At 70.9% G+C, this 21,462-nt stretch carries 20 protein-coding genes; 6 read left to right on the plus strand and 14 right to left on the minus strand.

Going from position 1 to position 21,462, the window contains the following annotated elements:
- Nucleotide 1: 1 nt before the first annotated feature.
- Nucleotides 2-1,096: a tRNA 2-thiouridine(34) synthase MnmA gene (gene mnmA / locus UWG_RS0125245; RefSeq protein WP_016909977.1), complete on the minus strand. Its 1,095-nt coding sequence runs from the start codon at nucleotides 1,094-1,096 to the stop codon at nucleotides 2-4.
- 159 nt (nucleotides 1,097-1,255) lie between these two features.
- Between mnmA and UWG_RS0125250 the strand changes: the two genes are divergently transcribed.
- Both UWG_RS0125250 and UWG_RS33195 read left to right on the plus strand, forming a co-directional pair.
- Nucleotides 1,256-1,996 carry an N-acetylmuramoyl-L-alanine amidase gene (locus tag UWG_RS0125250; RefSeq protein ID WP_016909978.1) on the plus strand — a complete coding sequence of 247 codons (741 nt, stop codon included), beginning with the start codon at nucleotides 1,256-1,258 and terminating at the stop codon, nucleotides 1,994-1,996.
- The gene (locus UWG_RS33195) at nucleotides 1,993-2,136 is read left to right on the plus strand and encodes a hypothetical protein (protein ID WP_016909979.1); all 144 of its coding nucleotides are present in this window, start codon (nucleotides 1,993-1,995) and stop codon (nucleotides 2,134-2,136) included. Before UWG_RS0125250 ends, UWG_RS33195 begins: the two co-directional genes overlap by 4 nt.
- 54 nt (nucleotides 2,137-2,190) lie before the next feature.
- Here UWG_RS33195 and UWG_RS0125260 read toward each other — a convergent pair whose 3' ends face one another.
- Both UWG_RS0125260 and UWG_RS0125265 read right to left on the minus strand, forming a co-directional pair.
- Nucleotides 2,191-3,360, minus strand: coding sequence for a cysteine desulfurase family protein (locus UWG_RS0125260; RefSeq protein ID WP_029391764.1), 1,170 nt, complete (start codon nucleotides 3,358-3,360; stop codon nucleotides 2,191-2,193).
- 156 nt (nucleotides 3,361-3,516) lie between these two features.
- Nucleotides 3,517-4,635 (minus strand): serine hydrolase domain-containing protein, encoded by a 1,119-nt coding sequence (locus UWG_RS0125265; RefSeq protein ID WP_016909981.1) that lies wholly within the window; start codon nucleotides 4,633-4,635, stop codon nucleotides 3,517-3,519.
- A 187-nt stretch (nucleotides 4,636-4,822) separates the two neighbouring features.
- Here UWG_RS0125265 and UWG_RS30990 point away from each other — a divergent pair, with 187 nt between their 5' ends.
- Nucleotides 4,823-5,539, plus strand: a complete 717-nt coding sequence (locus UWG_RS30990; RefSeq protein WP_016909982.1) for a TetR/AcrR family transcriptional regulator — start codon at nucleotides 4,823-4,825, stop codon at nucleotides 5,537-5,539.
- Entirely contained in the window at nucleotides 5,536-7,623 is a 2,088-nt protein-coding gene (locus UWG_RS30995) for a DUF6461 domain-containing protein (protein WP_157838599.1), read from the plus strand. The genes UWG_RS30990 and UWG_RS30995 overlap by 4 nt, the downstream gene beginning before the upstream one ends.
- A gap of 403 nt (nucleotides 7,624-8,026) precedes the next feature.
- On the opposite strand, the gene UWG_RS0125280 is transcribed toward UWG_RS30995, so the two are convergent.
- The 3 genes from UWG_RS0125280 to UWG_RS0125295 all read right to left on the minus strand — a co-directional run bounded on the left by UWG_RS0125280 (nucleotide 8,027) and on the right by UWG_RS0125295 (nucleotide 10,681).
- Nucleotides 8,027-8,557, minus strand: a complete 531-nt coding sequence (locus UWG_RS0125280; protein WP_029391765.1) for a hypothetical protein — start codon at nucleotides 8,555-8,557, stop codon at nucleotides 8,027-8,029.
- On the minus strand, nucleotides 8,554-8,889 hold the full coding sequence (locus UWG_RS0125285; RefSeq protein ID WP_016909985.1) for a hypothetical protein: 336 nt from the start codon (nucleotides 8,887-8,889) through the stop codon (nucleotides 8,554-8,556). The genes UWG_RS0125280 and UWG_RS0125285 overlap by 4 nt, the downstream gene beginning before the upstream one ends.
- Before the next feature lie 559 nt (nucleotides 8,890-9,448).
- Nucleotides 9,449-10,681 (minus strand): helix-turn-helix domain-containing protein, encoded by a 1,233-nt coding sequence (locus tag UWG_RS0125295; protein ID WP_237720283.1) that lies wholly within the window; start codon nucleotides 10,679-10,681, stop codon nucleotides 9,449-9,451.
- Nucleotides 10,682-10,850: 169 nt separating this feature from the next.
- On the opposite strand from UWG_RS0125295, the gene UWG_RS0125300 reads away from it, so the two are divergent.
- Nucleotides 10,851-11,402: a flavoprotein gene (locus UWG_RS0125300; RefSeq protein ID WP_016909988.1), complete on the plus strand. Its 552-nt coding sequence runs from the start codon at nucleotides 10,851-10,853 to the stop codon at nucleotides 11,400-11,402.
- Nucleotides 11,403-11,469: 67 nt separating this feature from the next.
- On the opposite strand, the gene UWG_RS0125305 is transcribed toward UWG_RS0125300, so the two are convergent.
- The gene (locus UWG_RS0125305) at nucleotides 11,470-11,946 is read right to left on the minus strand and encodes a Dps family protein (RefSeq protein ID WP_016909989.1); all 477 of its coding nucleotides are present in this window, start codon (nucleotides 11,944-11,946) and stop codon (nucleotides 11,470-11,472) included.
- A gap of 120 nt (nucleotides 11,947-12,066) precedes the next feature.
- Nucleotides 12,067-12,894 carry a thioesterase family protein gene (locus tag UWG_RS0125310; protein WP_016909990.1) on the minus strand — a complete coding sequence of 276 codons (828 nt, stop codon included), beginning with the start codon at nucleotides 12,892-12,894 and terminating at the stop codon, nucleotides 12,067-12,069.
- A 249-nt stretch (nucleotides 12,895-13,143) separates the two neighbouring features.
- On the opposite strand from UWG_RS0125310, the gene UWG_RS0125315 reads away from it, so the two are divergent.
- Nucleotides 13,144-14,640 (plus strand): aldehyde dehydrogenase family protein, encoded by a 1,497-nt coding sequence (locus tag UWG_RS0125315; protein WP_016909991.1) that lies wholly within the window; start codon nucleotides 13,144-13,146, stop codon nucleotides 14,638-14,640.
- A 9-nt stretch (nucleotides 14,641-14,649) separates the two neighbouring features.
- On the opposite strand, the gene UWG_RS0125320 is transcribed toward UWG_RS0125315, so the two are convergent.
- From UWG_RS0125320 to UWG_RS0125345, 6 genes are all read right to left on the minus strand, one after another.
- The gene (locus tag UWG_RS0125320) at nucleotides 14,650-15,294 is read right to left on the minus strand and encodes a trimeric intracellular cation channel family protein (RefSeq protein ID WP_016909992.1); all 645 of its coding nucleotides are present in this window, start codon (nucleotides 15,292-15,294) and stop codon (nucleotides 14,650-14,652) included.
- A gap of 142 nt (nucleotides 15,295-15,436) precedes the next feature.
- A complete protein-coding gene (locus tag UWG_RS0125325) occupies nucleotides 15,437-16,630 on the minus strand; it encodes an ABC transporter ATP-binding protein (protein ID WP_016909993.1) in 1,194 nt (397 codons plus the stop codon).
- A gap of 151 nt (nucleotides 16,631-16,781) precedes the next feature.
- A complete protein-coding gene (locus tag UWG_RS0125330) occupies nucleotides 16,782-17,909 on the minus strand; it encodes an ABC transporter ATP-binding protein (RefSeq protein WP_016909994.1) in 1,128 nt (375 codons plus the stop codon).
- Entirely contained in the window at nucleotides 17,906-18,904 is a 999-nt protein-coding gene (locus UWG_RS0125335) for an ABC transporter permease (RefSeq protein ID WP_029391766.1), read from the minus strand. The genes UWG_RS0125330 and UWG_RS0125335 overlap by 4 nt, the downstream gene beginning before the upstream one ends.
- 150 nt (nucleotides 18,905-19,054) lie before the next feature.
- Complete coding sequence (locus tag UWG_RS0125340; RefSeq protein ID WP_016909996.1) at nucleotides 19,055-20,776, minus strand: ABC transporter substrate-binding protein; 1,722 nt, start codon at nucleotides 20,774-20,776, stop codon at nucleotides 19,055-19,057.
- Nucleotides 20,777-20,879: 103 nt separating this feature from the next.
- Nucleotides 20,880-21,462: ABC transporter permease (locus tag UWG_RS0125345; RefSeq protein WP_016909997.1), on the minus strand; the 583-nt coding region annotated here is incomplete at its 5' end.

Below are 21,462 nucleotides of genomic sequence, written 5' to 3' on the forward strand. Positions count from 1 at the left end.
GCTACCCCGCTGCGGCGGTGCTGCGGTCCGTCGCCGCGATCGTCGCGGAACCGACGACGCGGGTGCCGTCGTAGAGCACCACGGCCTGCCCCGGCGCGACGCCGCGCACCGGTTCGGCGAACTCGATCCGCAGCTCGCCCTCGACGACCTCGGCCCGCACCCGCGTCTCGCCGCCGTGCGCCCGGAGTTGGGCGGTGTAGGTGCCGGGCGCCGCGGGCGGGGCGCCGCACCAGCGGGGGCGGATCGCACGGAGCGCGGTGACGTCGAGCGCCTCGACGGGGCCGACGGTGACCGTGTTCTCCACGGGCGAGATGTCGAGGACGTACCGCGGCTTGCCGTCGGGCGCGGGGTGGCCGAGGCGGAGGCCCTTGCGCTGGCCGACGGTGAAGCCGTACGCGCCCTCGTGGGTGCCGAGTTGCTCGCCCGACTCGTCGAGGATGGCGCCCTCTGCACGGCCGAGGCGGCGCTCCAGGAAGCCGCGGGTGTCGCCGTCGGCGATGAAGCAGATGTCGTGGCTGTCGGGCTTCTCGGCGACGGCGAGGCCGCGCCGCTCCGCCTCGGCGCGGATCTCCTCCTTGGTGGTGAGGGTGTCCCCGAGGGGGAACATCGCGTGCGCGAGCTGGCGGTCGTCGAGGACGCCGAGGACGTAGCTCTGGTCCTTCGCCGCGTCGCTCGCGCGGTGGAGCTCGCGGGTGCCGTCGGGGAGTTCGGTGACGGTGGCGTAGTGGCCCGTGCAGACGGCGTCGAAGCCGAGGGCGAGCGCCTTGTCGAGGAGCGCCGCGAACTTGATCTTCTCGTTGCACCGCAGGCACGGGTTGGGGGTACGCCCTGCCTCGTACTCCGCGACGAAGTCCTCCACGACGTCCTCGCGGAAGCGCTCGGCGAGGTCCCAGACGTAGAAGGGGATGCCGATGACGTCGGCGGCGCGGCGCGCGTCGTGGGAGTCCTCGACGGTGCAGCACCCGCGGGCGCCGGTGCGGAAGGACTTGGGGTTCTCGGAGAGCGCCAGGTGGACGCCGGTGACGTCGTGCCCCGCCTCGGCGGCGCGGGCTGCGGCGACCGCCGAATCGACGCCGCCCGACATGGCGGCGAGCACCCGCAGCGTACGCCGGGGGGCGCCCTCCGGTTCGCCGGGGGCGCTGGGAGCGGGGGCGGCCGCTCGGCCTGCTGCCTCGCGCTGGTGGGAGTTCACGGCTGTCATAACGTCCCCAGCCTAATCGGAACCGAGGACGGTCTCGAAGCCGTTGTTCATGCCGTGGGCGATCAGCAGCGGCGCGAGGAGCGCGAGGAGCAGAACCCGTCGGACGGGTCGGACCGGGATACCGGCGACCGCGGCGCGACGGGCGCCGAAGGGCGCGGGCGCAGGGCCGGCAGGCGCGCGGTGCTGCTCGGGGGCGGCGCCGCCGCTTGCGGCGGACTCGCGTACGTCTCGCGGGACGGCCTCGGCCGCCTGTGGTGGCGGATGCCGTCCAACATCAAGCCGCGCAAGGAGGGCGAGGTCGACGACGCACGCGCCGACTGGGACGGCGCCTCCCCGAGCAACTGGCGCCAGGCGAGCCGCCCCGACGACTACGAGATCGACCGCATCGTCGTCCACGTCGTCCAGGGCAGCTACGCCGTCGCCCTCAAGGTCTTCCGCGACCCGGCGCACGGCGCCGCCGCCCACTACGTCGTGCGCAAGGACGGTCACCTGGCGCAGGCGGTCCGCGAACTCGACGTCGCCTACCACGCGGGCAACCGCGACTACAACCAGCGCAGCATCGGCATCGAGCACGAGGGCTGGGTCGACCGCCCCGAGTCCTTCACGGAGTCGATGTACCGCTCCTCCGCCCGCCTCGCGGCCGGCATCTGCCGCCGGTACGGCATACCCGCCGACCGGCAGCACATCGTCGGCCACATCGAAGTCCCCGGAGCCGACCACACCGACCCGGGCCCGCACTGGGACTGGGACCGGTACCTGCACATGATCGAGCAGGAGCTGCGGCGGGGGCGGTGACCGCGGCCAGCGAACTCCGGTTCCACGGAAGGGGCTTCGTCCGCAGCGACGTCGCCGTCGTCCGGCTGCCCGACGGCGCACCCGTCGTCGTGGCGATCACGTCCGGCGCGACAAGGACACGGAGCCCGACGACCGGCTGATCGCACGCGCGGCCTCCGTCGCCGACGAGCTCGCCTGGCCGCGGGGTCCTCCTCTCAGCTCAGCCCGGCGCTCCTCGCCCGCTCGACGACGGGGCCGATCGCGTCGGCGAGCGCGGCGACGTCCGCCTTGGTCGAGGTGTGGCCGAGCGAGAACCGGAGGGTGCCGCGGGCGAGTTCGGGTGTGCTGCCGGCGGCCAGGAGGACGTGGCTCGGCTGCGCGACGCCCGCGGTGCACGCGGAGCCCGTCGAGCATTCGATGCCGCGGGAGTCGAGGAGGAGGAGCAGCGAGTCGCCCTCGCAGCCGGGGAAGGAGAAGTGCGCGTTGGCGGGGAGGCGTCCTGCCGGGTCCGGGTCGCCGTTGAGGACCGCGTCGGGGACGGCGCTCCGAACCGCGTCGACGAGCGTGTCCCGCAGCTCCGTCACCTCCCGTGCGTACTCCTCGCGGCGTCCGACGGCGTGGTGGACGGCCGTGGCGAAGGCGGCGACCGCGGGGGTGTCGAGGGTGCCCGAGCGGACCTGCCGTTCCTGGCCGCCGCCGTGGAGCAGCGGGACGGGTGCGTACGCGCGCTGGAGGAGCAGCGCGCCGGCGCCGTACGGGCCGCCGACCTTGTGGCCCGTGACCGTCATCGCGGCGAGCCCCGACTCGGCGAAGTCGACGGGCACCTGCCCGAGCGCCTGCACCGCGTCGGAGTGCATCGGAACACCGAACTCCGCCGCCACGGCGGCGAGTTCGGGGATCGGGTTGACGGTGCCGATCTCGTTGTTCGCCCACATCACGCTGACGAGCGCGGCGCTCTCCCCGTGCTCGGTGAGCGCCGCCCTGAGGTCCTCGGCGTGGGTGCGCCCGTACGCGTCGACCGGGAGCCACACGACGGAGGCGCCCTCGTGCGCCTCCAGCCACTCGACGGAGTCGAGGACGGCGTGGTGCTCGGCCGGGCTCGCGAGGATCGTCGTACGGCGCTGCTCGGCGTCCCTGCGGGACCAGTAGAGCCCCTTTATCGCGAGGTTGTCCGCCTCCGTACCTCCGGAGGTGAGCACCACCTCGCTGGGCCGGGCACCGAGCGCCGAGGCGAGCTGCTCCCGTGCCTCCTCGACGGTGCGGCGGGCTCTGCGCCCCGCACCGTGCAGCGAGGAGGGGTTGCCGACGACCGCGAGCTGCGCGGTGAACGTCCGCACGGCCTCCGGGTGCATGGGCGTCGTGGCGGCGTGATCGAAGTAGGCAATGTGGGCCATGGTTCCGCAATTCTACGGGGCCGCCGCGGCCGCCGGTGGGGCGCGTGGTGGGGCGTGGGGGCGGGGTGGGGGTCGTGACGGGGCGCGCTGGGTGGGCGCGGTGTGGTGGGGGGTGTGGTTCGGGACCCGGCACCCTGCCCGGTCCGGTCAGCCGTACATCGCCAAGCGGTACAGGGTCGCGAGCTCGTCGTCGATGGGATGGGGTTGCGGTTTGCCGGCGGAGTCGAGTGCGTTCCACCTCTGGGTGTTCACCGCGACCGCCATCTGCCGCTTGCCGTCAGCACGGGTCATGGCCAGCGCCCCACCACCCCACACCGTGCCTCCATGACCCCAGAACGCGCTGTGTCCTGGACCCTCCATCGGGTGCAGGCCGAGGCCGTAGTCGATCGTCCTTCCCTCCTGGGAGACGACCGGGACGGTGCGTTGCATCTGCGCCAGCGACGACGGGGTGACGATCTGCCCGGCCAGCAGCAACCCGTAGAAGCGGTTGAGGTCCGCGACCGTCGATATCAGCGAGGCCGACGGCCCGACCCATGACATGTCGTAGACGCTGTAGTCGCGCGGCGGGTCGACCATGCCGAACCACGCCTCGTAGAGCTGCGAGTGCGGCCCGTCGACGTACGGGCCGACGGGGAATTCGGTGTTCTTGAGCTCGGCGCGCTCGATGACGTTCCGCGTGATGTACCGCTCGGCCGGGGCGCCGGTCACCTCTTCCAGGAGTTGGGCGAGGAGCAGGTAGTTGGTGTTGGAGTAGGCCCCCGGAGTGCCGCCTGGGGCACCGACGGCAGGGGCGGTGACGCCCATCCCGATCAGTTCGACGGGGTCGAACCGCGTGAACCGATGATCGTCGAGGCTCTGGGGCCGGGTGTCCGCGAGGACGGGGAACGCCTTGAGGGACGGGTAGGCGTGCGGGAGATATTCGGCGAGGCCGCTGGTGTGGTTGAGCAGCATCCGGACCGTGATCGCGTCACCGCGTTCGCCGGGAACCAGCCTCGGCAGGTACCGGCCGATCGGTGCATCGAGACCGACCTGACCCTTCTCGGCCTGCTGGAGAACCGCGGCGGCGGTGAAAGTCTTGGTGAGGCTGCCGACGCGGTGCCGCATATCCGCGGTGACAGGGCGGCCTGTGGCGACATCGGCGACCCCGGCGGCGCCGTGCCACACCTGGTCGCCGTCTCGCACCTCGGCGAACAGGCCCGGCATCCCGGCGCGGTGGACGTTCTCCATGGCGGCGTTCAGCTCCGCGGAATCCAGTGGGTTCTCCACGTCGTGCGTCCTCTCGTATGCGCCGGGGCGAGGTTCCGTACAGGTCGTCCGACCCGGACGACAGGGCCCGAGGGGATGCCGGCCCGCCTGCTGCCGAACCCCTCGGCACGCTCACGCACTCATTATGCACGCAGTGCGTGCAACGCCAAGTGCGTTGGATATGCTGGGAGTTGACGAAAGGGGCAACATGGCAGGCCGAAGGCGCTGGTCGACCGAAGAGATCCTGGATGCGGCGGCGGAGCTGCTGCGCACGGGCGACGCCGATTCGTTCAGCGTGCGCAAGCTGGCCGCGGCCCTCGGGACCGACTCCTCCAGCCTGTACCGGCACTTCCGCAGCAAAACCGAACTGCTGCGCGCGGTCGCCGACCGGATTCTTCAGGCCGCCATGGACGGCCACAGCCCCGAGGGCGACTGGAAGCAGCGCATCACTTCCCTGGCCCTGCGCGTGAGAGAAGCCTTCGGACAACAACCCCAACTCGCCACGGTCTGGGCACGCTACGCGTCGGGCGGCACCGGTTCCCGGCTGGTCATGGAAGAGGTGCTGCAGGCGCTGCGCACGTCCGGCCTGCCCGACGACGAGGTCCCGGTGCACTACCACCGGATCGCGGTGCTCATCGCCGCGTTGATCGCCTCCGAGGCCGAGGCCGGCGCGGTCACCCCCGCCGAGCGCGAACAGGGCATGGAGCATTTCCGGGTCGCGGTGCTCGGCGCCGACCCCGAACTCTTCCCGTCCCTGGCCCACTTCGCCCGTGACATCCGCCCTCTCGGGACGGACCGCCGCGCCGCGTTCGAGGACATCCTCGCTGCCCGACTGGCCCACATCGAGGCCGCAATCCGTTCGAGCCGGCCCACCGGCTCGGGGATGTCGACGAACACGACGACAGGCGCCGCGCCCGCTCGATGAGCACGAATACACCGGGACTTCGAGGTGGCCGTCGCTCGCCACGGCCGGCTAACCGGGTTGAAAGAGGCTCCATGTCAGTGGTGTCCGAGAGGATCCCGGACACGGACGCCGCGACCGCGGCACTCGATCCGAGGAAGGCCACCATGCACGAATTGCTCATGTTCGAGCGCCTGTACACAGATAAGGAACTGCAGTCGCCCTCCGGGCGGTACGTACTGCATCGCGACGCGACGGACACCGCCGTGATCACGGACACCGAGCGGGACGAGGTGACCTGGCGAGCGGGTGCCGCTGGTCTCCTGCTCCTCGGCCAGGGACACGAGGTGCAGGTCGAGGCAGACGACGGCGCGCCGGCATGGCGTTCGGGCTTCGCGGCACCCGGGGCCCAGTACTTGATCCTCACGGATGCCGGCGAATTGGAGCTGCTCGACAACGCGCACGTACTCCTCAGCAACATGCGCACCGGCCCCGTGGAGGCTCGGGCGTTGCAGAATGCCGCACCCGTGGCCGACATCACCGCCAGCAGCTACCTGATAAGCGAGACCGCCAAGATGCGGCGGATCGTGGTGCGCGAGCAGGGTGGCAATCTCCGCGTCACCGAGGTGCGGCCGAACGGCAGTGGAGGGAGCCACGACATCGTTGCTCCGGTCGATTGGTTGGAGCAGGAGGGCACACTGCTCACCTGGCGCATGCTGCCGGTCGAGGGCAGGAAAACGAAGGCTCGGTTCCTCTGCCTGACAGACGCGGCCGGAGCTGTCCTGTGGAACGATTTCGCGCCGAACCCGGTCGCGCCGGTGTCCGCAGGAGTGCCCTACGCCTACGGCGGAGCCGAGCTCGGGGTCGGCGGGCGCTTGCGGCATCAGTCGTTGACCTCCCCCACCGGCTCACACACCCTGATTCACCAGGAGGACGGGGACCTGCTGCTGTACTGCCACGCCGAGCACCGCACCGTGTGGTCGACCGGCACCGGTTGGACCCACGGCGGGTGGACCGAGGTGACGGCTGACGGCGATCTCGTGGTGCGTAACCCGCACGGCGCGCTGGTATGGAGCGCGGGAACGTCCGATTCGGGTGCCCGGCGGCTCGTGGTCCAGGACGACGGCCGGGTGGAACTGCTCGACGAGGACGGCACATCCGCGTGGTCGGTGGACGCACACGCGCCTTGCGACGCCCCTGCCGTGGACACTCCGCGCGGTGCGGTGCTCCGCCGGGGACAGATCCTCCGCCGGCACTCTCTCACCTCCGCCGACGGCAGCACGGTGCTCGGGCACCGGGACGAGAGGCGGCTGGTGCTGTTCGGGGCCGACTGGACAGAGCTCTGGTATGAGCACCTGGGGAACGCGGAGCGGCCGGGACTGCTGCTGGACGAGGACGGCATGTTGCGGATCATTGACGACGAGCGGCCACCGCTGGGCGGTCCGGCCGACGAACTGCGCGTGGAGCCGGGGGAGGTCCTGCTGTGCCGCGCTGACGGCACGGTCGTCTGGCGCAACGGCGAAGAGGTGGCCGATCCCGGCAGCGTCCCGGCGGATTCGGCCGAGGACTTCGACGCATGGATGGAGAAGCTGACGGACAACACCGCGTACTGCGCCACCGTCGTGCACGACACCACGCCCGACGAGGTCCTGCTGCGACTCGGTGCCGCCCCGGACCGCATCAGGACGGGGACCTGGGACGACCTCTTGACACAGAGCGAGGCCGAGGACGCGGACATCGACGACGCGTGCGTCGCCGCCTTCTCCCTCGGCCCGCACACGCTGCTCGTCGAGGACAACGGCTGGTTGGCACTCGGTACCCCGGAACTGTCCGAGGGCACCTTCGCCGTCACCTCGTACAAAAGCATCAACGCGGACAGTAGTTTCCTGGTGTACCGCGATGGCGAGGTGGTGGCCGACCACTCCGAGGAGGGCAGCGCCGAACCGACCACGTCGGAGGTCCGAGCGGCCATGGCGGCGATGGACGCCGACGATCCGCAGGATGCCGCGTTCTGGGACGATCTCGAACTCCTGTGCCGCACCGCCGGAGTACGGCCGACGGTGGCGGACGTGACCGGACCGGCCAAGTGGGCGATCTTCCCTGTGTAGGCCCCGCCGTACGGGTTCGGCTGACCGGTACAGGACGGCGCGAAGATGCTGGACGGGCGAGGAGCGGCGCGCACGTCCGGCTTTGCGCCGCGCGGCCGGGAGCCCGTGGGCTTGGCGCCCCGGTGAGCAGGCGCCCAGCCCCGGAGCCTGATCCGGTCGGCACGCCTCGGCCCCGGCGTCGTCGACACCGTCGGTGAATCCGGAGCCCGGGTGTGACGTCGGCCTTCGTGACCCGCGATGGTCGTGAGGGCCGGCGCCGGCCGATGCCGACTGCTTCCCCGACGAGGGCCGGCGACACGATGCGACTGCCCTGCTGGGATCGCTTTCCGTAGGGCAGTGCCGTCAACCGCTCGCCCGGCGGGATCCGCGCACTCGTCGAGCCAGCCATGGCCGCAGCCGCCGATCAACTCCCCCGCTGCCCGAACCGGTTCGCCACCTCCAGCCGTCCTCTTCCCCAGCGTCCTCCCACGAGCACGCCGGCAGCCGCGAAGCAGACCCGCCCCGCCTCACCCGCCGCCTCGACGTACCGGTCGACCGCGGCTCCGCACGCGTGCGACCCGAGCGGATCGAGTCCGACGGCGAGGAGTACCTGACCGAGACCGGCGAGCACGTGCAGGCGCCGGGCCGGCTGGTGGAGGCGGAGGGCGTGCGGGGTGCCGTCGAGGTGCACGAGCAGGAGGCCGGCGCCGTGGACGGTGAGCCGCGGACCGCTCTCCGGAAGGAGTGGCCCCGGCGGCGAAGCGCCGATGGCTTCGGCGACGCCGCGCATCCGCGCCTCGATCGTCGCGGCGTCCTCACCGGTGCGGCGGGCCGGCGGGTGGGTGATCAGCAGCGGCGCGAACTGCCGTCCGTCGGCGGTGTGATCGAGCCACAGGCGTACGTGCAGCGAGGCGATCAGCCCCGGTGTGGGCACAGGTGGCGCGTGGGCGGTCACGGGAGGTACCTCCGTCCGCCCCGGACGCTCGCCAGGGCTGCGGCGTACGCACCGTAGAGGTCGGCGGAGTCGGTGAGCCCGCCGAGGTCGCGGGGCGGGACGATCCACGACCTCGCATGGCAGGTGTGCGGCGCGATCACGCTCGGGTGCGGCACCTCGAGGGTTTCCCCGGCGCCGATCACGGCCGCGTCCGGGAGGTCGAAAACGGTGGCCGTGCCGGTCGGCACCAGGACGTCGACGCCGTACCGGGTGTGCAGCACCGGGCCCAACACGGTGCGCAGACACTGGAGTTGCCGCACCGTCTCCCAGCCTTCGGTCCTCGGAAGGCGCACGACGTCCCAGCCGACGCCGACCGGCAGTTCGGCCAGTCGGCCGTCCTCCCAGGCTGTCAGGGAGTCACGTACACCTACCTGACACGCTCGAACCCAATTGATCGGCAAAAAGACTTCATGTGTGGAGGCGTCGGAGAGGCGTGCCCGCCGAACGTGCTCGTCCGTCGTCCGAGTGTGCTTTTGGGGGTGCTCAGGAGTCATGCCACTTTGCCCTGTTCGTACTCGCGCCGGTCGATGAGTTCGCGTGCGCGAGAGGTATCCCGAGCTCGTCGTGGAGTTCCGCCGCTTCCGCGATCGTCATCGCGGGCGCGCGGACTCCGATCGACACCCCGCCGGCCTGAAGTTCGAGCGGCAGCGCAAGCCGACCCGCTGCGGTACGCCGTAAGGCACCTTCCCGATGCAGCCGAAGTCCCCGTGCCGGGTTGGCTGTCGCGGCGCGAACGCTTCGTCGCTGATGTCCCGTCATGTGAGGACAGTAGAGCGCAAGGCGAAAGGCGACCCGGAACCGTCTTCCGGGCCGCCTCCGGCTCCGGGTACCGCGATCGAGCGGCGCCCCTACCTATCCGAGCACGCCGACGTGTTCGGCGAGCCCGTGCACCTCCTTCCGGGTCTGCGGACGCGGGCGCTTCAACAAGCCCTGCACCGCCTCCCGTACGAGGGGGAAGTACCGGATCTCCTCGGGCGACGCCTCCATGATCTGGCGCAGCACGTGCAGCGTGCCGAAATCGTCCCCGGTCAGCCTGTGCGCATGCATCACCTCTACGAGGTACCGGGTGGTCCTCTCCAAGGGGAGCACGCCGCCGGGTTCGGGTACCTCCACGTCGTCGGCGAGGCGCAGCGCCTCGTGTGCGTCGCCCTCCTCAGCCGCGAGGTGGACGCCGTGCATCCGGACGTTGGTGGGGCCGAACGAAGTGTGGAAGTCGTTGCGGTCCGTGCCCAGTCGGCGGGCGATCTCCCGTGCCCGCGCGAGCAGGTCCCATGCGGTCGGGGCCTTGCTGTGCCGGACGGCGGCGATGACGCCCGCGAGGTGGAGAGCACCGTAAGCGCTCAGGTGCTCGGGGGTTGCGTCCTCGTCCGGGCGGCAGTGGTCGATGGTCCGGCGCGCGAGTTCCAGCGAGTCGCCGACCTCGCCGCTCGACGTGAGGACGCCGCACACGTTCCACGCGGCAGCGGCGATCAGTACCGGGTCCTCCGTCTCGTCGGCGATCTGCATCGCGCGGTCGGCAGCCCTCAGCGACAGCGTGCGCTCACCGACACGGCGCAGGAACACCTGGTGGAGATGGAGGAGCGAGACGAGCGCCCGCATCGCCGTGCGTTCGCCGTCGCCGCTCGCCTGCCGCAGCGTCGCGTACGACTCCGCGAGGAGCCCGGGCAGCATCGCCCCGACCGGACCGTAGCGTTCCGTGCGGGTCTCGTAGACGCCCCACGCCTCGGTGACGCGTTCATCGAGTTCGCGGGGTGCCAGGGGTTCGCCGGGCAGGCCCGAACCGAGCGCCGAAGGCGGGGCGTTGAGCGCACGGCGGATCGCCGGGACCGAGTCGTGTTCGGGGCCGCCGGCGAGACTGAGGTCGACCGAAGGGCCGACGAGGTCGGCGATGTTGTCGATGTCGAGTTCGCGCGCGATCCTGATGAGCATCGAGAGCGAGTCGATGGCGATGACGTTGCGCTCGACCTTGCTCAGCCAGTCCTCCGACCGGCCGACGAGCCCCGCGACCGACGCCTGCGTGCGCCCGGCCTTGGTGCGGTAGTACCTGATCCGCTCCCCGGTCGTCATGGCAGTTGGATTGATCATCGCATCCCCTTGATGGGTGAAAGCACTCAACGCCCAGGGTAGGACGGGTGGTTGCCGCTCAGGTCGTGTCGCCGCACGAGGTGTTGCTCCCGGAAAGCACCGACGGGCGGGGGCAGCAGACCGGCCTGTGCCCCTTGCCCCCACCGCCCGAACCCTGTGGACTCCCCCCATGCCGCCCTCGGTCCTGTACCTGATCGCCTGTGCCGCCGCCCCCGCGCAGTACGTCGACGTCGGTGTACGTTGCGCCCAGGAAGCCGGTTGGGACGTGTGCCTCGTCCTGACGCCCTCCGCCGCGCGCTGGTGGGAGCAACGCCACGAGGAGTTGGCGGAGTTGACCGGGCACCCTGTGCGATCGCAGTACAAACTGCCGTGGGAGTCCGACGTGCTGCCCTCGGCGGACGCCATGGTCGTCGCACCGCTCTCGTGCACCAGCCTCAACAAGTGGGCCGCCGGTATCGCCGACACCCTGGCGATCGGGCTCGTATCCGAAGGGGTGCACATGCGGGTTCCGACCGCTGCCCTGCCGTACTTCAACCGGGCACAAGCCGCTCAGCCGGCGGTGGGCAGGAGCGTCGACGTGTTGCGGGCGCAAGGTGTCAACGTGCTGTACGGGGAAGGCGGTTGCGCATCGCACGCGCCGAGGCAGGGAAGCGCGGATGCCTTTCCTTGGGAAGCGGCACTCGCGGCGCTTCCGCCGGCGACGCGTCCGCACGGAAAGTGACCGGGGACCGTGCGGAGTGCGGGCGACAGCCGGGACGCCCGCTCCTCGCCCGTACGCGAGAGGCCCCTCAGCCCTGATTGGCCGCCTGGAACATCCAGTGGTGCTTCTCCAACTCGCCGATGAGGGAGATGAACACGTCCTCCGTGACCGGGTCGACGGGCCCCACCTCGCGCATCCGGCCGCGGGCACCGGAGACGCACTCGGTGAGGGCCGTGACCATCGCCTGCACGGCGTCGGAGTCGGCGAGCCAGCCCTCGGGGACGGTGCGGATGCCGCTGCCGATGGCGACCGTCTTGGAGCGGCCGTCGGGCGAGACGCCGAGGGCCGCCGCGCGTTCGGCGACGGTATCCGAGTACTCGCGGGCCGTCTCGACGACCTCGTCGAGCTGGAGGTGGACGGAGCGGAACCGCGGTCCCGTCACGTTCCAGTGGATCTGCTTGGCCACGAGCGAGAGGTCGACGAGGTCGGTCAACTCGGCCTGGAGCGCCTCCCCCACGACCTTCAGCTCGTCGGCGGGGAGCGTGCTCTCGACGGGGTACGCCACTCCGGATCATCCTCTCCGGCTGCGGGTCCGAGGCACCGGGGCGCCCGGCACCTGCTGCGTCACCCCTCCCACGCTACACGCGGCGGGACCCGGCGGCCCGTCGGCGGCGGGCGGCCCCGCTCACCTGCGGCGCAGCGTGCGTGCCAGTTGCCGCGACTGCGCGACGAGCCGGTCCTTGGAGTCCCAGACCTCCGCGTCCTCCTCCAGGTAACCGCCCGCGAGATTGCGGCTGCTGAGAGCGATCCGTACGGGCCCGGGGGCGGGCATCGCACGTACGTGGACGGTGAGTTCGACGGTCGGCACCCAGCCCTGTACGCCGTAGTCGAAGGCGGTGGGCGGCAGCGCGTCGACGGCCATCAGCAGCGAGAGCGGGTCGTGGTCGCGGCCGTCGGCGAGGCCGAGCCAACCGCGGATCTCGCCGCGGCCGCTGGGTTCGCCGAGGGCCCAACCGCAAGTGTGCGGGTCGAGGCGGAGATCGAGGCGGTTGCCCATCTCCGGCTTGAACTCCTCGGGGCTGTCGGCCGCCGAGAAGCACTCCGCCTGCTGCGGGATCGGGGGCGGTTCGGCCGTCGTCCCCACCTCGTCGGTGAGCGCGTCGAGGTCGCCGTAGGTGGCGAGGACGCGTATCCGCTCGGTCTCGCGGCCCTCGTCGTCGGTCTGGAAGACGCCGGCGGACGCGGTCGAGGTGGTGTTGCCCGTGCGCGCCACGTCGGTGCGGATGCGCGCGGGGCCCGGGAGGGTCGCCGTGAGGTAGTGCGCGGTGACGGTGAACGGGTCCGGGTGCGGGAGGCTCTCGGCGAGGGCACGGCCGGCGACGGCGAGGACGTAGCCGCCGTTGAGTGCGTGGCCGATGCTCCAGCCCGCCGAGAGATCCACGTCGTGGACGCCGGGACCGCCGCGGGTGACGGCGGTGTCCCGGTCGAACTCGTGGAGTGCGGTTTCTGCCATGACGAAACCCTACCCGCCAGTAGCCGACGCACGCGCAGCCCCCGGTGCTCCCCCACTGCACGCCGGGGCGCACTGTCAGACCACCGTGGGAACGACGTGCGCCCCTATGTGCTCCGTGCGCCACGCCGCGTCGCAACCGCTCCCGCTGCGAACGGTCAACACGCCCCTCCCGTACGTAACATGGGGCCGCGGCCCTCGGCCCGTGCCGGGCACGGGACCGCGAGGGAAGCGCGCGAGAGGGGATCTGCCATGCCCGCTGCCTCCACCGACCCCCGGGCGCGGGACCGCACGCCGCCGGGCGGAGCGGTCGCGCACGCGCCGGGTCGACTCGCCGGCGGATTCCCGGAGTTGGCCCTCCAGTGCATCGACGGCGAGTGGCGGCCGGGCAGCGGCTCCTGGGACCTCCTCGACTTCGACCCGTACACGGGCGAGCGCCTCGCCTCCGTCACCGTCGCCACCTCCCGCGAGGTCGACGCCGCCTACCGCGCCGCGGCCCGCGCCCAGCGCGAGTGGGCGCGGACCGCTCACCCGGCGCGCGCTCGCGTCTTCACACGCGCGGCTGACCTCCTCCTGCAGGAGCGCGGGCAACTCACCGACCTCGTCGTCTCCGAGTCGGGCAGCACGGCGACCGAGGCCGACGAGCAGTTCACGGCCGCCCGCGAACTCCTCCTGCACGCGGCCCGGTTGACCGCGCGCCCGGAGCGCCGCGCCCTGCCGCCCGAGTCGGAAGGCGCGGCGCACGCCCTCCACCGGAGGCCGGTCGGCGTCGTCGGCGCGATCACCCCGTCCGACCTCCCGCTGACGGCCGCCGTGCGCACGGCGGGCTGCGCGCTGGCGCTCGGCAACGCCGTGGTGCTCAAGCCGCACCAGAGCACCCCGGTCGCGGGCGGCACCCTCCTCGCGGCGCTCCTGGAGGCGGCAGGGCTTCCGCCCGGGCTGCTCAACGTCGTGCTCACGGACGTCGCGGAGATCGGCGACGCGCTGCTGGAGCATCCGGTGCCCCGGGCCGTCGCGTTCGCGGGTTCCGCCGCCGCGGGCCGGCGCATCGCCTCGGTCGCGGCCGCGCACCTCAAGCGCACGGTGCTCCAACTCCGGTGCAACGGCGCCTTCTTCGTCCTCGACGACGCCGACGTCGCCCTCGCCGTCGAGGACGCGGTGCGGGACCGCTTCCTCCACCGCGGTACGGCGGCAGCCCGGGTCCTCGTCCACCGGTCGGTCGAGCGTGCGTTCACGGCCAAGCTCGTCGCCCGTGTGCACGACCTGCGCGTGGGCGATCCGCACGACCCGCACACCGACCTCGGCCCCCTCGTCGACACCTCGCAAGCAGAGGCGGTCCCCGCCTTCACGGGACAGGCCGTCGACGCCGGAGCCGTCCCGCTCCTGCGCGGGCGCGCCTCGGGCTGCCTCGTCCACCCCACGGTGCTCACCTCGCTGCCGCCCGACTCGCCCGTCTTCCGCCGGGAGGTACCGCGCCCCGTGCTCCCGGTCCTCCCGTTCGACGACGAGGAGCAGACGGCCTCGCTCGTCGCCTCGACCCCCACCGGTTCCGTCGGCGCCGTCCACACCGCGGAACCGCACCGCGGCGAGCACCTCGCACGGCTCCTCGGCACGGCGGAGTTCCACCTCAACGGACCGGGCCCGCAAGGGATCCGGCCCGCCTCGGAGGACGCGGAGACGGCGGCGGCGATGGTCCGCGGGTTCTCCGTCCAGCAGTGCGTCTCGGCGCGGGAGGGGTACGCGGGATAGCACGCGGTTCTACGTCTTCCCCCTCCCCCGCCGCCAGGCGCGCGGTGCACGCCAGTTGTAGTGGAGGGCGAGAAGCCGCAGGAGGAAGCCGAGGAGCGCGGCGAGGACCGTCGTGGCGGGTGTCAACGCGTCGCAGGCCAGGAGTACCGCGACGAGTCCGGCTCCGGCGAGCGCGGGGACGCCGTAGATCTCCCGGTCCCAACGGAGCAGCGAGGGGACCTCGTTGGCGAGGACGTCGCGGAGGACGCCGCCGCCCGCGGCCGTCGCGAGGCCGAGCGCCACGCAGGCCCCGAGTCCGAGCCCGTACTCGTGCGCCTTGAGGGTGCCCGTCACCGAGAAGAGGCCGAGCCCCGCCGCGTCGAAGACGCCGATCGCCTTGTTGATCCGCTCGATCTCGGGATGGAGGAAGAAGACGAGCAGCGCGGCGAGGAGCGGCGAGAGGTAGTAGCCGGGCTCGGTGAAGGCGGGCGGCGGCACGTCGCCGATCACCAGGTCGCGGAAGAGGCCGCCGCCGAGCCCCGTGATCTCGGCGAGGATCGCGATGCCGAAGGCGTCGAGGTCGCGCCGGACGGCGAGGAGCGCCCCGGAGACGGCGAAGACGAAGATCCCGGCGAGGTCGAGCCAGTGCGGGAGCGAGGGGAGGTAGAGGTCCACGCGGCATGTCTACCGGGCGGCGCCGCATGCCGCTGCGGCGGCCGTCCCCGAGTACGAGGCCGGGTGCCCGACACGGGGTCGGGCACCCGGCTGCCCCTGGCCCACGCCTCCTACACCCAGGACGGGAGCCGGGGCCAGCGGTTCACTTCTCCGGCGAGGAAGCCCCTTCGGAGCCGCCGTCCGCATCGCCGGGCTCGGTCGAACCGTCGTCCTCCGCTGCGGAGTTCGCCGTCTCGATCCGCTCCCCGCCGGACGCGGGCGCCTCCTTGAGGAGCGGCTCCGGTCGGAGGTCCTCGTGGTTCTCCGGGTGGTGGCAGGCGATCTCGTGGCCGGTGCGCAGAGAGAGGAGCGGAGGCTCCTCCACGGTGCAGACCTGCGTCGCCTTCCAGCACCGGGTGTGGAACCGGCAGCCGGTGGGCGGATCCATCGGCGACGGGACGTCGCCCTGGAGCAGGATGCGGTCGCGTCCGCCGCCGTCGGCCTTGCGGCGCGGGTCGGGCACGGGGACGGCGGAGAGCAGCGCCCGGGTGTACGGGTGCATCGGCGACTCGTAGAGCGACTTGCGGTCGGTCAACTCCACGATCTTTCCCAGGTACATGACGGCGATCCGGTCGGAGACGTGCCGGATCACGGAGAGGTCGTGGGCGATGATCACGTAGGTGAGGCCGAGCTCCTCCTGGAGGTCGTCGAGGAGGTTGACGACCTGGGCCTGGATGGAGACGTCGAGCGCGGAGACGGGCTCGTCGGCGACCACCAGCTTCGGGTTGAGCGCGAGCGCTCGGGCGATGCCGATGCGCTGGCGCTGGCCGCCGGAGAACTCGTGCGGATACCGGTTGTAGTGCTCCGGGTTGAGCCCGACGACGCCGAGGAGCCGCTGCACCTCCTTCTTCACCCCGCCCTCGGGCTTCACGCCCTGGAGGCGGAACGGCGCACTGACGATGGAGCCGACGGTGTGCCGCGGGTTGAGCGAGGAGTACGGGTCCTGGAAGATCATCTGGACGTCGCGCCGGAGCGGACGCATCCCGCTGACGCCCAGGTGCGTGATGTCGGTGCCCTTGAACTCGACGGTGCCCTCCGTCGGTTCGAGGAGCCGCGTGATCAACCGGCCCATCGTGGACTTGCCGCAGCCCGACTCCCCGACGACGCCGAGGGTCTCCCCCGAGCGCACCTCGAAGTCGAGCCCGTCCACGGCCTTCACCGCGCCCACCTGCCGCTTGAACAGGCCCTTGGTGACGGGGAAGTGCTTCTTCAGACCGCTGACCTTGAGCAGCGTCTCGCCCGGCCCCGCCTCGGGCGCGACCTCGGCGGTGCCCGAAGCCTGCTGGGGGATCGTCATCGGCTAGTCCTCACTCGCAGCTCTGGCTGGTCCGACTCGGGGCGCCCGCGGCGGGTTCCGCCGGCCGAGGGGTACCGCGCCGCTGCCGTCCTCGGTGCGTCCGTCGTTCTCTTCTGGGCCTTCGGCGCGGCGGCCGTGCGCCGGACGCCGGTCACAGCTTCGGCGCAATCTCTTCGTCCCAGATGCGGGTGCGGTCCTCCTGCGACATGTGGCAGGCGGAGTAGTGCCCGCCGCCGAGGTCGCGCAGTTCGGGCCGCTCCGTCCTGGTGACACCGCCCTTGGGCACGTCCGCGTACGGGCAGCGCGGGTTGAAGGCGCAGCCGGAGGGGACGTTGATCAGACTCGGCGGCGAGCCCTTCACCGGTACGAGGCGCTCGGTGCGCTCCCGGTCGATCCGCGGCATCGAGCCCAGCAGGCCCCAGGTGTAGGGGTGTTGGGGCTCGTAGAAGACCTTCTCCGCCGTGCCGTACTCGACGCAGCGGCCGCCGTACATCACCAGGATGTCGTCGGAGAGCTCGGCGACGACGCCCAGGTCGTGGGTGATGATGACGACCGCGGAGCCGAACTCCTTCTGGAGGTCGCGGATGAGGTCGAGGATCTGCGCCTGCACGGTGACGTCGAGCGCGGTCGTCGGCTCGTCGGCGATGAGGAGTTCGGGGTTGTTCACCAGCGACATGGCGATCATCGCGCGCTGCCGCATGCCGCCGGAGAACTCGTGCGGGTAGCTGTCGACCCGCTTGTCGGGCTGCGGGATGCCGACGCGGTCGAGGAGTTCGACGGCGCGGCGGCGCGCCTCCTTCTTCGTCACGGAGTGGTGGACCCGGTACGCCTCCACGATCTGGTTGCCGATCGTGAAGTAGGGGTGGAGCGCGGAGAGCGGGTCCTGGAAGATCATCGACATCTCGCGGCCGCGGAGCTTGCGCACCTCGTCCGGTTCCGCGCCGAGCAACTCCTTGCCGTCGAGCCAGATCTCACCGCTGAGGTGCGGGCGCTGCCGCCCGTACTGGCCGACGGTGTGCAGCCCCATGATGCCGAGCGAGGTGACCGACTTGCCCGAGCCCGACTCGCCGACGATCCCCAGCGTCTTGCCCTTCTCCAGCCGGAAGGAGAGTCCGTCGACGGACTTCACCCAGCCGTCCTGGGTGGGGAAGTGCACGTGCAGGTCGCGGACTTCGAGGAAGGACGAGGGGGGTGCGCTCGCCTTCGTCGTCTCCACCGGCTCGCCCGCCGCCGCCTCGGCGCTCTGCGCGCCGGCGGCGGAGTCTGCTGCGTCGCTCATGCAAGCCTCACTCGGGGGTCGATCACGCCGTACAGGAGGTCCACGATCAGGTTGGCGAGGACGACGGCGGTGGCGGTGATGAGGGTGACGCCGAGGATCAGCGGCAGGTCACGCTCGTTGATCGCCTTCAGTACCGCCTGGCCGAGCCCAGGGATGCTGAAGGTGGTCTCGGTGAGGATCGCGCCGCCCATCAGGGCGCCGAGGTCGATACCGAGGAGGGTCAGGACGGGCGTCATGGTGGAGCGCATCGCGTGCTTGCCGATGACCACCGGTTCCCTGAGGCCCTTGGCGCGGGCGGTGCGGATGTAGTCCTCGCCCATCACTTCCAGCATCGTGGCTCTGGAGAGCCGCGCGTACATCGCACCGAAGAGGAAGGCGAGCGTGATCCAGGGAAGGACCATGCCGCTGAACCACTGGGCCGGGTTCTCCTCCAGAGGTGTGAACGCGTTATTCACCCAGCCGAGTTGGTAGGCGAAGAGCGCCAGCGAGATGAGGCCAGTGAAGTACACGGGCAGCGAGACGCCGCCGAGCGCGACGGTCATCGCGGCCCGGTCCCAGAGCGACCCCCGCTTGAGCGCGGAGAGCACGCCGATGGCGAGGCCGATGATCAGCCAGACCACGGCGGCGCCGAGGGCGAGGCTGAGGGTGACGGGCAGGCGGTCGGTGAGGACCGGCCAGATCTCCTGCTCGTTCCGGAACGAGTAGCCGAAGCAGGGCGCGGAGCAGTGGATCGTGTCACCGCCGCCCGTGTAGTCCCGGCCGACGAAGATGCCCTTGAAGAACTCGAGGAGCTGCAGGAGAACCGGGTCGGCGAGGCCCAGCTTCTCGCGGACGCCCTCGATCGCCTCCTTGTCGGCCTGCTTGCCGACGAACATCAGCGCCGGGTCGGTGCCCGTCCACTTCGGAATGAGGAAGAAGATGCAGAAGACCGCCAGAACAATGACGACCAGCATCACTGCGACGGCGAACAGCCGCCTGATGAGATATGTGAGCACTGCTCTCGGCCGCCTGCCGGCGGCCCGGACTCCCCGGTCGGGGGAGCACCGGACCGCCGCGACGGCGGCCTTCACCTGCCCTTCGTGCCAGCGGCGGGTGACGCCGTCAGATGGTGATGTCGGTACGGGTCACTTCGGTCGTTCAGTCGGTCACTTGACGCCGATGTTGACGAAGTCGTACCAGCCGCTGAAGGCGTCGGCCGAGTAGACGTTCGTCAGCCGGTCCGAGCGCCACTGCACGACCTTGAGGTAGGTGAGGGGCATGTAGTAAGCGCCCTTCATGACCTCGTGGTTGACCTCGGCGTAGGTGTCGGCCGCCTTGTCGGGGTCCTCCTCGGCGATGGCCTTCGCGAACCCGTCGTCGATCTTCTTGTCGTCGATGAGTGCGTAGTTGTTGTTGCCGCTGTCGAGGATGTAGTCGCTGTGCCACAGCGGCAGGCCGTAGCCCTGGCCGCTGGGGAAGTCCGGGCCCCAGCCGTAGATGATGATGCCGTAGTTCTTGCGCTTCACCGTGTCGGGGACGCCGACGATGGACGCACCCTGCGCGCCGTCGAACGCGTCGATCTCGACCTCGACGCCGATCTTCTTCAGCGACGCCTGGATCGCCTCGGAGGACTTCATGTCCGCCTTGTCGGTGTTGCGGACGGCGAGCGTGGTCTTGAAGCCGTTCGGCTTACCGCACTTCTTCAGCTCCTCCTTCGCCTTGGCGATGTCGGCCTTGCCGCCGTTCTTCGCCTGGCCGTACTGGTCCTCGCCCTTGTCGTAGCCGGGGACGACCGGGGGCAGCATGTTGGTGGCGATGTCGCCGCCGGCCGCCGGGCCGCCGCGCGCGGTCTGGACCGACTTGTGGTCGGTGCCGTAGATGACCGCCTTGCGGCAGTGGATGTCGTCGAAGGGCTTCACGCTCTTCGGGAAGACGGCGTAGGAGATGAACCCGGTCTGCGGGTTGTCGACGTTCTCCTTGTTCTGGCTCAGCGCCTTCTGGCGGCCCTGGGCCTCCATGCCGCGCTGGTTGATGTCGAGGTCGGCGTCGCCGTTGAGGAGGCGGTTGTCGCGCTCGTCGGGGTTGGTGAGCAGCGTCAGCTTGACCTGGTCGGGGAGCGCCTTGCGGAGCGGGTCGGAGCCGCGCTTCCACTCGGTGTTGCGGACCAGTGTCAGGCCCTTGTTGGGCGTGTAGTTCTTGAACTTGTACGGACCCGAGGAGAACGGCTTGAGGCCGTACTTCGACTTGGTGTCCTTGTCCTCGCGGACCGGCGCGTTGGTCGGCATGGCGAGCATCTGCTCGAAGTCGCCGTTGCGCTCGGGGAGTTTGAAGACGATCGTCTTCTTGTCCGGCGTCTCGATCGCGTCGATGCCGTCCTTGTCCTCGTACGGGCCCTTGTACTTGCTGTCGGGGTCGAGCACGTCCCTGACGTAGACGGGGCCGCCCGCGAGGGTCTTCTGCGCCCACTGCCGCTGGATGCCGTACTTGACGTCCTCGGAGGTGATCTCCTTGCCGTCCTCCCACGTCACGTCGTCCTTGAGCGTGTACGTGTAGGTCTTGCCGTCGTCGGAGATCTTCGCCGTCTCCTTGGCGAGGTCCGGCTTGAGCTCGATGCTCTTCTGGCCCGGCGCTCCCGTGTAGCTGACGAGGGTGCGCGAGTAGTAGCGGGAGAAGGAGAACGCGAAGCCGTAGTACATCCTGGTGGTGTCCCAGGAGTCGGCGTCCTGGACGCCGACGTACTTGAGCGTGCCGCCCTTCTTGTCGGACGGGTTGGCGACCTTGTCGACGCCGGCGTTGTAGCCGGCCGCCTTGCCCTCGCTGTCCTCGCTTCCGCCACCGCCGCCGCAGGCTGCCGTGGCAACCAGGACCGCGGCTGTCAGCGCCGACATACCGGCCACTCTGCGCCTGGTTGAGCGTTGGGTTGTCACGATTGTGGTCCTCCGTGTAGATCGGCACCCGCTGGGACGGCGGGGCGGGGTCTCAAGTGGCGGGTCAGCGGGTCCCCTTGGGATCGAGCGCGTCGCGCACGCCGTCGCCGAAGAGGTTGAACGAGAGCACGGTGACGAAGATCGCGATACCGGGGATGATCATGTACGTCGGGTCGGTCTCGTAGAACGTGACGGCGTCGGAGAGCATCGAGCCCCACGACGCCGTTGGGGGTTTGACGCCGACTCCGAGGAAGCTCAGCGCCGCCTCCGTGAGGATGTTGGTCGGGATCATCAGCGTCGCGTAGACGGTGATCGGCGCGATCAGGTTCGGCAGAAGCTCCTTGCGGAGGATGTAGGGCCGCCCCGCGCCGAGGCTCCTCGCCGCCTCGATGTACTCGCGCTCGCGCAGCGAGAGCACCTGGCCGCGCACGATCCGGCCGATGTACGGCCAGCCGAAGAAGCCGATCACGATGATCATCACGAGCAGCCGGACGCCCGTCCCCTGCAGGCCCAGCATGTTGTTGGGCATCACGGAGATGAGCGAGATGATGAAGAGCAGCTGCGGGAAGGCGAGCAGCATGTCCATCACGCGGCTGATGACCGCGTCGAGCCAGCCGCCGAAGTACCCGGCGAGGGTGCCGAGGAGC

The sequence above is a fragment of the Streptomyces xiaopingdaonensis genome (assembly GCF_000262345.1).
GTDB lineage: Bacteria > Actinomycetota > Actinomycetes > Streptomycetales > Streptomycetaceae > Streptomyces > Streptomyces xiaopingdaonensis.

What these genes read in the sequence shown, in the direction of transcription:
- UWG_RS0125315 (WP_016909991.1), top strand. Translation starts at nt 13,144, where the DNA reads ATGCCCGCTGCCTCCACCGACCCCCGGGCGCGGGACCGCACGCCGCCG.
- UWG_RS0125310 (WP_016909990.1), bottom strand. Translation starts at nt 12,894, where the DNA reads ATGGCAGAAACCGCACTCCACGAGTTCGACCGGGACACCGCCGTCACC.
- UWG_RS0125300 (WP_016909988.1), top strand. Translation starts at nt 10,851, where the DNA reads ATGCCGCCCTCGGTCCTGTACCTGATCGCCTGTGCCGCCGCCCCCGCG.
- UWG_RS30995 (WP_157838599.1), top strand. Translation starts at nt 5,536, where the DNA reads ATGAGCACGAATACACCGGGACTTCGAGGTGGCCGTCGCTCGCCACGG.
- UWG_RS30990 (WP_016909982.1), top strand. Translation starts at nt 4,823, where the DNA reads ATGGCAGGCCGAAGGCGCTGGTCGACCGAAGAGATCCTGGATGCGGCG.
- UWG_RS0125295 (WP_237720283.1), bottom strand. Translation starts at nt 10,681, where the DNA reads ATGATCAATCCAACTGCCATGACGACCGGGGAGCGGATCAGGTACTAC.
- UWG_RS0125325 (WP_016909993.1), bottom strand. Translation starts at nt 16,630, where the DNA reads ATGACGATCCCCCAGCAGGCTTCGGGCACCGCCGAGGTCGCGCCCGAG.
- UWG_RS0125340 (WP_016909996.1), bottom strand. Translation starts at nt 20,776, where the DNA reads ATGTCGGCGCTGACAGCCGCGGTCCTGGTTGCCACGGCAGCCTGCGGC.
- UWG_RS0125330 (WP_016909994.1), bottom strand. Translation starts at nt 17,909, where the DNA reads ATGAGCGACGCAGCAGACTCCGCCGCCGGCGCGCAGAGCGCCGAGGCG.